This is a genomic window from Streptomyces sp. PA03-1a (assembly GCF_033792805.1).
Lineage (GTDB): Bacteria > Actinomycetota > Actinomycetes > Streptomycetales > Streptomycetaceae > Actinacidiphila.
The window spans coordinates 1-12,742 of record NZ_JARAVO010000264.1 but is presented as its reverse complement, the minus strand read 5'-3'; the positions used below and the strand labels follow the sequence as shown (position 1 = coordinate 12,742).

Genomic DNA, 12,742 nt, shown 5'->3' with positions numbered 1-12,742 from the left:
GGTCTGGACTCGGCCGACATCGCCTCGCTGCAGAGCAGTTCGATAGCCGGCGACACCGGGATCCAGGTCGTGGAGGGCACCGGCGCCGAGGTCCAGCACCTGGTGTTCAACCTCAAGGACCCGGTGGTGGGCGACAAGGCGGTGCGGCGTGCGGTGGCCTATCTGATCGACCGCAAGGCGTTCATCCGGGACGTCTACCAGCGCACCGCGACCCCGTTGTACTCGATCGTGCCGGCCGGTATCACCGGTCACAACACCGCGTTCTTCGACCGCTACGGCGAGGGCGGCGACCGGGCCGGGGCGCAGGCCGTGCTGGCGCAGGCGGGGATCACGAGCAAGGTGTCCTTCACGCTGTGGGCGACGCCGGTGCGGTTCGGGCCGGGCACCGTGGCGGAGCTGAAGGCGATCGCCAAGCAGCTCAACGACAGCGGGCTGTTCGACGTGGACGTCAAGAGCGCCGACGCCGACCAGTACGCCAAGGACATCGAGGCCGGCAAGTACGCCGTGTACGTGCGCGGCTGGGTGCCGGACTACCCGGACCCGGACAACTTCACCGCCCCGTTCTTCGGTGACGGCAACGTGCTGTCCAACAACTACGTCAACAAGAAGATCACCGGCGAGCTGATCCCGCGCACCGCCGCCGAGGACGGCCGCGCCGCGACCAGCGGCGACTTCGAGGAACTGCAGGACATCGTCGCCGACGACGTCCCGATCATCCCGCTGTGGCAGGGCAAGCAGTACGTGGTGTCCAAGGACAACATCAACGGCCTGGAGTGGACCCTCGACCCGTCCACCATCTTCCGCTTCTGGGAGATCCAGAAGGGCGTCTCGACCTCCTAGCCGCCGTCTGGTCCGGGCCGCCCGGCCCGGACCACGACGCGACGAACGCCCTGGGGACGCTACTGCGCCCCGGGGCGCACCAGTCCGCTCTCGTACGCGTACACCGCCGCCTGCACCCGGTCGCGCAGCGCCAGCTTCGTCAGCACATGCCCTACGTGGGTCTTCACCGTCGTCTCGCTCACGAACAGCTCCGCGGCGATCTCCGCGTTCGACAGGCCGCGCGCCACCAGCTTCAGCACCTCGACCTCCCGCTCGGTGAGGGTGTGCAGCGCCTGCGGCACCGGCTCCTCACCCGACGGCAGCCGCCCCGCGTACTTGTCCAGCAGACGCCGCGTGATGCTCGGCGCGAGCATCGCCTCACCCGCCGCGACCACCCGGATCGCCTGCACCAGCTCGTGCGCCGGAGCGTCCTTCAGCAGGAAGCCGCTCGCCCCCGCACGCAGCGCCTCCACCACGTACTCGTCCAGATCGAACGTGGTCAGCACCAGCACCTTCGCCGGACCGTCCCGGCCCGGCCCGGTGATCTGCCGGGTCGCCTCCACCCCGTCCATCCGCGGCATGCGGATGTCCATCAGCACCACATCGGGCTGCAGCACCCGCACCTGCTCCAGGGCCTGCTGGCCGTCCCCCGCCTCGCCGACCACCGCCAGGTCGCCCTCGGCCTCCAGGATCATCCGGAAGCCCGTACGCAGCAGCGGCTGGTCGTCCACCAACAGGACGCGAATAGCCACAAGATCTCCTTCGCCCTCAGGACTCCCCATTCTTCCCCACCACGGGCAGCGGATACGGTGGGGGAGTCCCCCCGAAAGAGGGGCACACCGCCCGGTGGTCGCACCAGTCGCACAACCGGCTCGGCCGCGGCCGCCAGTCACCCGACTCCGTGGCCCGCGTGATCGCCTCCCACAGGGCCTCCAGCTTCCGGCCCACCGCCCGCAGCTCACCCTCCGACGGGTCGTACGTCAGCACCTCGCCGCTGCCCAGGTAGACCAACTGCAGCCGGCGCGGCACCACGCCCCGCAGCCGCCACAGCACCAACGCGTAGAACTTCATCTGGAACAGCGCCTCGTCCGCGTACTCGGGGCGCGGCGCCCGGCCGGTCTTGTAGTCCACCACCCGCAGGTCGCCCGAGGCCGCCGCGACGTCCAGACGGTCCACGTAACCGCGCAGCGTCAGCCCCGACTCCAGCTCCGTCTCCACGTACAGCTCGCGCTCGGCCGGCTCCAGCCGCGTCGGGTCCTCCAGCGAGAACCACCGCTCGACCAGCCGCGCCGCCTCCTCCAGCCACTCCGCCAGCCCCTGCCCGTCCGCGGCGGCGAACAGCTCCGACAGCTCCGGACGCTCCTCCAGCAACCGCTGCCACTGCCCCGGCACCATCGCCCGGGCCCGGTCCGCCGTCCGCTCCGCCGCAGGCACGTCGAAGAGGCGCTCCAGCACCGCGTGCACCACCGTGCCCCGCGTCGCGGCCTGGCTCGGCTTCTCCGGCAGCTTGTCGATCACCCGCAGCCGGTACAGCAGCGGACACCGCATGAAGTCGGCGGCGCGCGACGGCGACAGGGAGGACGGCGGCCTGGGAGGAACGGCTTCGGTGCTGGTGCCCATGGCAGGACCCTACGGGGTGGCGCCGACAGCCGGTGTCGGGTCCCCGCAACCGGGCAATACCATCGACGTCGGAGCGTCAGCGACACGAGGGGAACCAGTGAGCGAGAGCCAGCAGCCGCCGCCGGGCGGCGAGAGGACTCCCGGACCCGACGACGGGCCCGCCAAACGTCCCCCGGGACCCGGCGGCGGCATCCTCATGGGCCGCTTCTTCGGCGTGCCCGTCTACGTCGCCCCCAGCTGGTTCCTCGTCGCGGCCCTCATCACCTGGGTGTTCGGCGGACAGCTCGACCGCGTCCTGCCCGAGCTCGGCGGCGCCCGCTACCTCGTCTCGCTCTTCTTCGCGGTCGCCTTCTACGCCTCCGTGCTCGTCCACGAACTCGCCCACACCGTCGCCGCCCTCCGCTTCGACCTGCCCGTGCGCCGCATCCAGCTGCAGTTCTTCGGCGGCGTCTCCGAGATCGAGAAGGAGTCCGAGACCCCCGGGCGCGAATTCGTCCTCGCCTTCGTCGGCCCGCTGCTCTCCCTCGTCCTCGCCGGGGTCTTCTACCTCGGCATGTACGGCGTCGACCCCGACACCGTCCCCGGCGTACTCCTCGCCGGACTCATGATCAGCAACCTGCTCGTGGCCGTCTTCAACCTGCTGCCCGGCCTGCCCCTCGACGGCGGCCGCATGCTCCGCGCCGTCATCTGGAAGATCAGCGGCAAAGCCATGACCGGCACCGTCGCCGCCGCCTGGACCGGCCGCGCCCTGGCCATCGCCGTCCTCGTCGGCCTGCCCCTGCTCTCGTACGCCGGCGGCATGAGCGACGGCGGGGACGGCGCCACCGGCTTCGACTCCCTCACCGACGCCCTGCTCGCGGCCATCCTCGCCGCCATCATCTGGACCGGCGCGGGCAACAGCCTGCGCATGGCGCGGCTCCGCGAGCACCTGCCCGAACTCCAGGCCCGCTCACTCACCCGGCGCGCCCTGCCGGTCTCCTCCGACACCCCGCTGTCCGAGGCCCTGCGCCGGGCCAACGAGGCCGGCGCCCGCGCCCTCGTCGTCGTCGACGGCCAGGGCACCCCCACCGCGGTCGTCCGCGAGGCCGCCATCGTCGGCGTCCCCGAACACCGCCGCCCCTGGGTCGCCGTCTCCGGCCTCGCCCAGGACCTCAAGCCCGGCATGAAGGTCTCCGCGGAACTCGCCGGCGAGGACCTCCTGGACACCCTGCGTGCCACCCCGGCCACGGAGTACCTCGTCATCGAGAACTCCGGCGAGGTCTACGGCGTCCTGTCCACCGCCGACGTCGAAAAAGCCTTCCTCGCCGCCATGGCTCGCCCTTCTTCTTAGGGCTCGTTCGCCTCCGGGGCGCTCAAGACGGTGTCGACAGTCGACCGTGCTCGGTCACTCGTTCCTCGCGACCTCCGCGCTCCCCCGGCTACCGCCGGGAGGTGCCCCCACCCTTTCGACACCGTCCGCGCCCCTTTGGCTCACTCGCCGAGGCAGTCCATCCATGTGCTGCTCCGGAGCAACCCGCAGGGGCGGCTGCCTCGGCCCATCGCGCCCGGTCGACCGTCGACAGGTGCAGAGGGCGCCCCGGAGGCGAACCGAGCCTCAAAAAGGGGAGCGCCCCGGAGGCGAACGGAGCCCTTAAAAATGAACGGTAGGCTTGTCCGCATGTCCGAACCGACCGGTGCCGCCCGCCGTCGCGGGCCCTTCAAGGTCGGGGACCAGGTCCAGCTCACCGATCCCAAGGGACGCCACTACACGTTCACGCTCGAGGCCGGGAAGAACTTCCACACCCACAAGGGTTCCTTCCCCCACGACGAGCTGATCGGTGCCCCCGAGGGCAGTGTGGTCCGAACCACGGGAAACGTCGCCTACCTCGCGCTGCGCCCCCTGCTCCCCGACTACGTCCTGTCCATGCCCCGCGGCGCCGCCGTGGTCTACCCCAAGGACGCGGGGCAGATCCTGTCGATGGCCGACATCTTCCCCGGCGCACGCGTCGTGGAGGCAGGCGTCGGCTCCGGCTCGCTCAGCATGTTCCTGCTGCGCGCCGTCGGCGACCAGGGGATGCTGCACTCCTACGAGCGCCGCGCCGACTTCGCCGAGATCGCCACCCAGAACGTCGAACGCTACTTCGGCGGACCGCACCCCGCGTGGCAGCTCACCGTCGGCGACCTCCAGGACAACCTCAGCGACGCCGACGTCGACCGGGTGATCCTCGACATGCTCGCCCCCTGGGAGTGCCTGGAGGCCGTCTCCAAGGCGCTGGTCCCCGGCGGCATCCTCTGCGCGTACGTGGCCACCACCACCCAGCTCGCCCGCACCGTCGAGGCGATCCGCGAGCACGGCACGTTCAACGAGCCGTCCGCCTGGGAGACCATGGTCCGCACCTGGCACATCGAGGGCCTGGCCGTGCGCCCCGACCACCGCATGATCGGGCACACCGGCTTCCTGCTCACCGCCCGCCGTCTCGCCGACGGCGTCGAGCCCCCCATGCGGCGCAGGCGCCCCGCGCCCGGCGCGTACGGCGAGGACTACACCGGCCCGGGCGGCGGCAAGACGGCCACCGGCGGAGCGTAACCACCCGACCCCGAAGCGCCGTCGCCGGCAAGACCGGCGGCGGCGCTTCGTCACACCCCCGCGGACATCTCCCGAAACACGGGCCCCGGTCGTACCAAGCGACTGTGACCTGTGGCACCATGCTGGCCACCCCGCTCGACCAACTCCACAGGAGACAGGCGCGTGCAGCCATCCGCAGGGCCGGCCCTTCCGCACACCCGAGCCCGTTCGGTGCACTGGATCACGACCGCCGCGGTGATCGCCGCCGTCATAGGCAGCGCCGCGCTCGTGCAGCCCGCCGGCGCCTCCACGGGCAGGCCCGCCGCGGACGCCAGGACCGGCAAGCCCGCGACCGCCGCCGTGACGCCGCCGGACCCCCGTGCCGCGCACTTCCCCCTGGAATGCGCCGGGGCGCCCGTGGACGTCGTGGACCAGGCGTCGGGAGACCTCGACGGGGACGGCCGCCCCGAGACCGTCGCCGTCGTCCGCTGCCACTCCGAGACCGGCACCCCGCCCAGTGGCCTGTACGTGCTGTCGGCGGACCCCGACGCCGGCGCCGCCCCGCGCATCGTCGAGACCCTCGTCGATCCCAAGGAGCAGCGCAGCTTCAAGGACCTGAAGATCGACGGCCGCATCGTGCGGGCCACCGTGCTCGGCTACTCCACCGACGACGTGCCCCGTTGCTGCCCCGACCAGATGCGCGACTACAGCTGGGAATGGAGGTCCGGGACCTACTACGAGATCCCCGGACCGCTCGCGAACAGCGTGTGACAGATCACTCCGCGTCGGGTCCGTACAGTTCTACACTGTCCGAAACCCGACGCACATGAATACAGTCGCCAGGGCAGTCCCTGGCCGAATCCACCACATCGGTCAACAACGGCAGGGGAACCGGGACCGTCGCCCCGGGTGCCTGACGGAGTTCGTCGTCGTCGCCCTTGACGTAGGCGAGCCCGTCGATGTCCAGCTCGAAGACCTCGGGCGCGTACTGCACACAGATGCCGTCCCCGGTGCACAGGTCCTGATCGATCCAGACCTCAAGCGCCTCGACGACTTCCTCGCTCACCGCTACCTCGCCTGCCGTTCATCGTTCGGGAAGGGACAGCCCTTGACGGGCGTTGACCGAACCGACGATACAACCGGCCGCTTTCGGATGGTGATGGCTGGGTATCTCCCTGGCGGGAGGACGTGCGCAAGGGTGAAGATCGGACACACCCAGGACGTCTTTGTGATCTAGGGGTTTCAACCCCTACTGGCCCAGGTAGGGTCTGGAAGCGTCCAGCTCCCCTTGGAGGAGGTGAGGACCGTGGCGGCCCACGACGACGACATCAACCGTGGCGGCCGACCCGCTCGTGGATCGGAAGACCCCATGAGCCAGGTCGCCTTTCTTGAGCAGGAGATCGCCGTCCTGCGACGTAAGCTCGCCGACTCTCCGCGGCACACGAGGATTCTCGAGGAGCGGATCGTCGAGCTGCAGACCAACCTGGCAGGCGTGTCCGCTCAGAACGAGCGGCTGGCCAACACCCTCCGAGAGGCCCGCGACCAGATCGTGGCCCTCAAGGAAGAGGTGGACCGGCTCGCACAGCCCCCTGCCGGATTCGGTGTGTTCCTGCAGGCGAACGAGGACGAGACGGCCGACATCTTCACCGGCGGCCGCAAGCTGCGGGTGAACGTCAGCCCGTCCGTCGAACTGGACGGCCTCCGGCGCGGCCAGGAAGTCATGCTCAACGAGGCGCTCAACGTGGTCGAGGCCATGGAGTTCGAGCGCATCGGAGACATCGTCACCCTCAAGGAGATCCTCGAGGACGGCGAGCGGGCCCTGGTCATCGGGCACACGGACGAGGAGCGGGTGGTGCGGCTCGCCGAGCCGCTGCTGGACGGCACCCTCCGCGCCGGCGACGCGCTGCTGCTCGAACCGCGCTCCGGGTACGTCTACGAACGGGTCCCCAAGAGCGAGGTCGAAGAGCTCGTCCTCGAAGAGGTCCCCGACATCGACTACCGCCAGATCGGCGGCCTCAGCAACCAGATCGAGCAGATCCGCGACGCCGTCGAACTGCCCTACCTGCACGCCGAGCTGTTCAAGGAGTACGAGCTCCGCCCGCCCAAGGGCGTGCTCCTCTACGGCCCGCCCGGCTGCGGCAAGACGCTCATCGCCAAGGCCGTCGCCAACTCCCTTGCCAAGAAGGTCGCCGAAGTCACCGGGCAGCCCCAGGGCAAGAGCTACTTCCTGAACATCAAGGGCCCCGAGCTGCTCAACAAGTACGTCGGCGAGACCGAGCGGCAGATCCGGCTGGTCTTCCAGCGCGCACGCGAGAAGGCCAGCGAGGGCACCCCCGTCATCGTCTTCTTCGACGAGATGGAATCCCTCTTCCGGACCCGCGGCTCCGGCGTCAGCTCGGACGTGGAGAACACCATCGTCCCCCAGCTGCTCGCCGAGATCGACGGCGTCGAGGGCCTGGAGAACGTCATCGTCATCGGCGCCTCCAACCGCGAGGACATGATCGACCCCGCGATCCTGCGGCCCGGCCGCCTGGACGTGAAGATCAAGATCGAGCGGCCGGACGCCGAGGCGGCCAAGGACATCTTCTCCAAGTACCTGGTGACGACCCTCCCGCTGCACGGCGAGGACCTCTCCGAGCACGGCGGCTCGCCCGGGGCCACCGTCGAGGCCATGATCCAGTCCGTGGTCGAGCGGATGTACTCCGAGTCCGAGGAGAACCGCTTCCTGGAGGTCACCTACGCCAACGGTGACAAGGAAGTCCTCTACTTCAAGGACTTCAACTCCGGCGCCATGATCCAGAACATCGTGGACCGGGCCAAGAAGATGGCGATCAAGGCCTTCCTCGACCACAACCAGCGGGGCCTGCGCGTCTCCCACCTGCTCGCCGCCTGCGTGGACGAGTTCAAGGAGAACGAGGACCTGCCCAACACCACCAACCCGGACGACTGGGCCCGCATCTCCGGAAAGAAGGGCGAGCGGATCGTCTTCATCCGCACCCTCGTCACCGGCAAGCAGGGCGCCGACACCGGTCGCTCCATCGACACCGTCGCCAACACGGGCCAGTACCTGTAACACGCGACCACCCTCCGGCTGCGGGTGCCCACGCAGGGGCACCCGCAGCCGGAGCATTTCACCCCGGCACCACCCAGGAAAGCGCGTAATGATCTCCCCACCACCGCCATCGCGTTCTAGGCTCAGCGGTACCGCACGAGGGCCAATTGCGAAGCGGTACTTGAGCGACCGGCCCAGCACGGGCCGCAGCCGGGCAAGGAGGGCCGCATGACCGTACGGCGAGTAATGGGCATCGAGACGGAGTACGGGATCTCCGTTCCGGGCCACCCGAACGCCAATGCCATGCTCACCTCGTCCCAGGTCGTCAACGCCTACGCGGCGGCGATGCACCGGGCGCGCCGCGCCCGCTGGGACTTCGAGGAGGAGAACCCACTGCGGGACGCCCGCGGCTTCGACCTCGCCCGAGAAGCCGCGGACACCAGCCAGCTCACCGACGAGGACATCGGCCTGGCCAATGTCATCCTCACCAACGGAGCCCGGCTCTACGTCGACCACGCCCACCCCGAGTACAGCGCCCCGGAGGTCACCAACCCCCGCGACGCCGTCCTGTGGGACAAGGCCGGCGAGCGCATCATGGCCGAAGCCGCCGAGCGCGCCGCCCAGCTCCCGGGCGCCCAGCCCATCCACCTGTACAAGAACAACACCGACAACAAGGGCGCGTCCTACGGCACCCACGAGAACTACCTGATGAAGCGGGAGACCCCCTTCTCGGACATCGTGCGCCACCTCACGCCCTTCTTCGTCTGCCGCCAGGTCGTCACCGGAGCCGGCCGCGTCGGAATCGGCCAGGACGGCCACGAACACGGCTTCCAGATCAGCCAGCGCGCCGACTACTTCGAGGTCGAGGTGGGCCTGGAGACCACCCTCAAACGGCCCATCATCAACACCCGCGACGAACCGCACGCCGACGCCGAGAAGTACCGCCGGCTGCACGTGATCATCGGCGACGCGAACCTGTCGGAGATCTCCACCTACCTCAAACTCGGCACCACCGCCCTGGTGCTGTCGATGATCGAGGACGGCTTCATCAACGTCGACCTCGCCGTCGACCAGCCCGTCCGCACCCTCCACCAGGTCAGCCACGACCCCACGCTGCGCCGCCTGATCACCCTGCGCAGCGGCCGGACACTGACCGCCGTCCAGCTCCAGATGGAGTACTGCGAACTCGCCCGCAAGTACGTGGAGGACCGCTTCGGCACGGACGCCGACGACCAGACCAAGGACGTCCTCGGACGGTGGGAGGACGTGCTCAACCGGCTCGAGGGCGACCCCATGAGCCTCGCCGGCGAACTGGACTGGATCGCCAAGCGCGAGCTCCTCGAGGGCTACCGGCGCCGCGACTCCCTGGGCTGGGACGCCGCGCGGCTCCACCTCGTCGACCTCCAGTACGCCGACGTGCGCCCCGAGAAGGGCCTCTACAACCGTCTGGAGGCCCGCGGCCGCATCCAGCGGCTGGTGACCGAGGACGAGGTCGTCCGGGCCATGAGCAAGCCCCCGGAGGACACCCGCGCCTACTTCCGCGGCCGCTGCCTGGAGCAGTACGCGGACGACGTCGCGGCGGCCTCCTGGGACTCCGTGATCTTCGACCTCCCCGGCCGGGACTCGCTGCAGCGCGTCCCCACCCTGGAGCCGCTGCGGGGCACCCGCAACCACGTCAAGGAGCTGCTGGACCGCTGTCGCACCGCGGAGGAGCTGGTGCGGATCCTGTCGGGCGGCTGAGCAGGGCTGAAATCCGTCCGAACCGGGAATCATCGGGGTGGCCCCCGGACGTTGGGCAATACCGGGGGCCGAAGTCAGACCCTCCTTGTAGGGTCTGATCTTGTAGGACATGGACACCGAGCGGGGTGAGGGACACATGGCTACCAAGGACACCGGCGGCGGGCAGCAGAAGGCCACGCGTTCGACCGAGGAGGTCGAGGAGACCGCGCAGGACGCGCAGGCCGCCTCCGACCTCAAGGAGCGGCAGGAGAAGCTGTCGGACGACGTGGACTCCGTGCTGGACGAGATCGATGACGTCCTCGAGGAGAATGCTGAGGATTTCGTGCGTTCCTTCGTTCAGAAGGGTGGACAGTAGTCCACATCCATGAACGAGGGGGGCGTGAAGCGGTGCTCTCGGTGCAAGCAACTGCTGCCGTGTGAGGCGTTCGCCAAGAACAGGGCGTCGCGCGACGGTCTCCAGGCCTACTGCCGGGAGTGCTGGGCCGGGTACCACCAGCAGAGGCAGTTGGCGAGAGGGAAGAACGTACGGCCGCGAGTGCTTGTGCCCGACGGGCACAAGCACTGCCGTCGTTGCGGGGAGACCAAGCCGCACAGCGAGTGGGACCGCAACAGCAGCGCGTCGGACGGCCTGTCGAGCCGGTGCAAGTCGTGCCGGGCGGTGGAGGGCCGGGCCGGCCATCTGAAGCGCAAGTACGGGATGACCGAGGCCGAGCGGGACGCCATGGTCACCGAGCAGTTCGGTATCTGCTGCATTTGTTTGGACGCCCCGGCCGAACATGTGGATCACGACCACGGGACGGGTAGGGTCCGTGGCGTACTGTGCTTCAGCTGCAACGCCGCGCTGGGGCAGTTCAAGGATCGGCCCGACGTCATACGGCGGGCGGCCGCCTACGTGGAAGGAAACGTGTGGAAGCCAACACTCGTAGCACCGGGCGTCTACCAGCTGCCTTCCTGACGCCTGGCTCGTCCTCGTTCGTGGACTTCCTGGGGGCGCACGCGCCGGGGATGCTCCCGGGCAACCGCACCCTGCCCGCCGTGAAGGGGGCCGTGGAGCTGCCGCACGGCACGACGATCGTGGCGGCGGCCTTCCCCGGCGGCGTGGTGCTCGCCGGTGACCGGCGCGCCACGATGGGCAACGTCATCGCCCAGCGGGACATCGAGAAGGTGTTCCCGGCCGACGAGTACTCGGCGGTCGGCATCGCGGGCACGGCGGGCCTGGCGGTGGAGATGGTCAAGCTGTTCCAGCTGGAGCTGGAGCACTACGAGAAGATCGAGGGCGCCACGCTCTCCCTGGAGGGCAAGGCGAACCGCCTGTCGACCATGATCCGGGGGAACCTGGGGATGGCGCTGCAGGGGCTGGCGGTGGTGCCGCTGTTCGCCGGCTACGACACGGACCGGGAGAAGGGGCGGATCTTCTCGTACGACGTGACGGGCGGGCGTTCGGAGGAGCACGGTTTCGCGGCGACGGGTTCGGGTTCGGTGTTCGCGCGGGGCTCGATGAAGAAGCTGTACAAGCCGGACCTCACGGAGTCGCAGACGGCGACGCTGGTGATCCAGGCGCTGTACGACGCGGCGGACGACGATTCGGCGACCGGTGGCCCGGATCTGGGGCGGCGGATCTTCCCGATCGTCACGGTCATCACCGACGAGGGCTTCCGCAAGCTGACCGAGGCCGAGTCGTCGGAGATCGTCCGGGCCGTCCACGAGCGGCGGCTGGAGCTGCCGGACGGCCCGCGGGCCGGGCTGCTCTGACCTGGTCGTCCGAGATGCACTCGCTACTGACAGAAAGGGACGGATAGCCGGTGTCGACGCCGTTCTATGTCTCACCCCAGCAGGCCATGGCCGACCGTGCCGAGTTCGCCCGCAAGGGCATCGCGCGCGGGCGCAGCGTCGTCGTGCTGCAGTACACCGACGGCATCGTCTTCATCGCCGAGAACCCGTCCCGTGCCCTGCACAAGGTCAGTGAGATCTACGACCGGATCGCCTTCGCGGCGGTGGGGAAGTACAACGAGTTCGAGAACCTGCGGATCGGTGGTGTGCGCTACGCCGACCTGCGGGGTTACACCTACGACCGGGACGACGTGACCGCGCGCGGCCTGGCGAACGTGTACGCGCAGACGCTGGGCACGATCTTCTCGAGCGTGGGGGAGAAGCCCTACGAGGTGGAGCTGATCGTCGCGGAGGTGGGCGCGGACCCCTCCGAGGACCAGATCTACCGGTTGCCGCACGACGGTTCGATCGTCGACGAGCACGGTGCGGTGGCGGTCGGTGGCAACTCGGACCAGATCGGCAGTTACCTGGACCAGCGGCACCGTGACGGCATGACGCTTGCGGAGGCGCTGAAGCTGGCGGTGGAGTCGCTGAGCCGGGACAACAACGGCAGTGACCGGCAGCTCACGGCGGAGCAGCTGGAGGTCGCGGTGCTGGACCGTACGCGGCCGCAGCAGCGCAAGTTCAAGCGGATCCTGGGCCGGCAGTTGTCGCGGTTGCTGGAGGGGGAGGGGGCGGCGCCGTCGGTGGAGAAGGCGGAGAAGTCGGAGAAGCCCGCTCCGCCTGCGGCTCCGGTGGAGGGGGACGACGACCTTCCGGAGTTGGACGAGGACGTGTGACGGGTTCCGGCCCGTTGCCGACGCCCCGGCCCGCCTGTGCGGTGGCCGGGGCGTCGGTCGTTTCAGGGGTTGCGTGGTGGGGCGGTGGAGCCGCGGACGACGAGCCGGACGGGGAGTTCGGTGCCGGTGGCGGGGCGGTCGGCGAGGGTGTCGAGGAGTGCGGTCATGCCTCCGGCGCCGACGGCGTCGGCGGGGAGGGCGACGGTGGTGAGTTCGGGTTCGACGGCGGTGGCGAGGGCGGAGTCGTCGTAGCCGGTGACGGAGACGTCGTGGGGGACGCGTAGTCCGTGGCGGCGCAGGGCCTTGCAGGCGCCGACGGCGAGGACGTCGTCGTCGCAGATGAGGGCGGTGGGGGGT

At 69.6% G+C, this 12,742-nt stretch carries 14 protein-coding genes; 10 read left to right on the top strand and 4 right to left on the bottom strand.

What is annotated here, in order from left to right; all coding sequences use genetic code 11:
• The coding region (locus tag PV341_RS38530; RefSeq protein ID WP_500330682.1) for an ABC transporter substrate-binding protein at window positions 1-840 on the top strand (840 nt) is incomplete at its 5' end.
• 59 nt (window positions 841-899) lie between these two features.
• On the opposite strand, the gene PV341_RS38525 is transcribed toward PV341_RS38530, so the two are convergent.
• On the bottom strand, window positions 900-1,571 hold the full coding sequence (locus PV341_RS38525) for a response regulator (RefSeq protein WP_499510942.1): 672 nt from the start codon (window positions 1,569-1,571) through the stop codon (window positions 900-902).
• A gap of 16 nt (window positions 1,572-1,587) precedes the next feature.
• On the bottom strand, window positions 1,588-2,439 hold the full coding sequence (locus PV341_RS38520; RefSeq protein ID WP_500330680.1) for a RecB family exonuclease: 852 nt from the start codon (window positions 2,437-2,439) through the stop codon (window positions 1,588-1,590).
• 97 nt (window positions 2,440-2,536) lie between these two features.
• On the opposite strand from PV341_RS38520, the gene PV341_RS38515 reads away from it, so the two are divergent.
• The 3 genes from PV341_RS38515 to PV341_RS38505 all read left to right on the top strand — a co-directional run bounded on the left by PV341_RS38515 (window position 2,537) and on the right by PV341_RS38505 (window position 5,755).
• Entirely contained in the window at window positions 2,537-3,769 is a 1,233-nt protein-coding gene (locus PV341_RS38515) for a site-2 protease family protein (protein WP_499510940.1), read from the top strand.
• A gap of 327 nt (window positions 3,770-4,096) precedes the next feature.
• Window positions 4,097-5,005 (top strand): tRNA (adenine-N1)-methyltransferase, encoded by a 909-nt coding sequence (locus PV341_RS38510; RefSeq protein WP_500330678.1) that lies wholly within the window; start codon window positions 4,097-4,099, stop codon window positions 5,003-5,005.
• A gap of 162 nt (window positions 5,006-5,167) precedes the next feature.
• A complete protein-coding gene (locus PV341_RS38505; RefSeq protein WP_500330676.1) occupies window positions 5,168-5,755 on the top strand; it encodes a hypothetical protein in 588 nt (195 codons plus the stop codon).
• 4 nt (window positions 5,756-5,759) lie between these two features.
• Here the strand turns inward: PV341_RS38505 and PV341_RS38500 are convergent, their stop codons facing one another.
• Window positions 5,760-6,050, bottom strand: a complete 291-nt coding sequence (locus tag PV341_RS38500; protein ID WP_450386264.1) for a ferredoxin — start codon at window positions 6,048-6,050, stop codon at window positions 5,760-5,762.
• A gap of 240 nt (window positions 6,051-6,290) precedes the next feature.
• On the opposite strand from PV341_RS38500, the gene arc reads away from it, so the two are divergent.
• The 6 genes from arc (at window position 6,291) to prcA (ending at window position 12,385) form a co-directional block, all read left to right on the top strand.
• The gene (gene arc, locus PV341_RS38495) at window positions 6,291-8,057 is read left to right on the top strand and encodes a proteasome ATPase (RefSeq protein WP_500330674.1); all 1,767 of its coding nucleotides are present in this window, start codon (window positions 6,291-6,293) and stop codon (window positions 8,055-8,057) included.
• Between the two features lie 207 nt (window positions 8,058-8,264).
• Window positions 8,265-9,776, top strand: a complete 1,512-nt coding sequence (gene dop / locus PV341_RS38490; RefSeq protein WP_499510936.1) for a depupylase/deamidase Dop — start codon at window positions 8,265-8,267, stop codon at window positions 9,774-9,776.
• A gap of 136 nt (window positions 9,777-9,912) precedes the next feature.
• Complete coding sequence (locus PV341_RS38485) at window positions 9,913-10,131, top strand: ubiquitin-like protein Pup (protein WP_354798988.1); 219 nt, start codon at window positions 9,913-9,915, stop codon at window positions 10,129-10,131.
• A gap of 9 nt (window positions 10,132-10,140) precedes the next feature.
• Window positions 10,141-10,731 carry an endonuclease VII domain-containing protein gene (locus tag PV341_RS38480; RefSeq protein ID WP_500360246.1) on the top strand — a complete coding sequence of 197 codons (591 nt, stop codon included), beginning with the start codon at window positions 10,141-10,143 and terminating at the stop codon, window positions 10,729-10,731.
• Window positions 10,683-11,528 carry a proteasome subunit beta gene (prcB, locus tag PV341_RS38475; RefSeq protein WP_500360245.1) on the top strand — a complete coding sequence of 282 codons (846 nt, stop codon included), beginning with the start codon at window positions 10,683-10,685 and terminating at the stop codon, window positions 11,526-11,528. The genes PV341_RS38480 and prcB overlap by 49 nt, the downstream gene beginning before the upstream one ends.
• Before the next feature lie 50 nt (window positions 11,529-11,578).
• Window positions 11,579-12,385 carry a proteasome subunit alpha gene (prcA, locus tag PV341_RS38470; RefSeq protein ID WP_500330669.1) on the top strand — a complete coding sequence of 269 codons (807 nt, stop codon included), beginning with the start codon at window positions 11,579-11,581 and terminating at the stop codon, window positions 12,383-12,385.
• Between the two features lie 62 nt (window positions 12,386-12,447).
• Here the strand turns inward: prcA and PV341_RS38465 are convergent.
• A partial coding sequence (locus tag PV341_RS38465) for a substrate-binding domain-containing protein (protein ID WP_500360244.1) occupies window positions 12,448-12,742 on the bottom strand: 295 nt, incomplete at its 5' end.

Bases quoted from the DNA above. Each gene is read 5' to 3' on its own strand.
- PV341_RS38485 (WP_354798988.1), top strand. From the start codon at position 9,913: ATGGCTACCAAGGACACCGGCGGCGGGCAGCAGAAGGCCACGCGTTCG.
- dop (WP_499510936.1), top strand. From the start codon at position 8,265: ATGACCGTACGGCGAGTAATGGGCATCGAGACGGAGTACGGGATCTCC.
- PV341_RS38520 (WP_500330680.1), bottom strand. From the start codon at position 2,439: ATGGGCACCAGCACCGAAGCCGTTCCTCCCAGGCCGCCGTCCTCCCTG.
- PV341_RS38480 (WP_500360246.1), top strand. From the start codon at position 10,141: ATGAACGAGGGGGGCGTGAAGCGGTGCTCTCGGTGCAAGCAACTGCTG.
- PV341_RS38510 (WP_500330678.1), top strand. From the start codon at position 4,097: ATGTCCGAACCGACCGGTGCCGCCCGCCGTCGCGGGCCCTTCAAGGTC.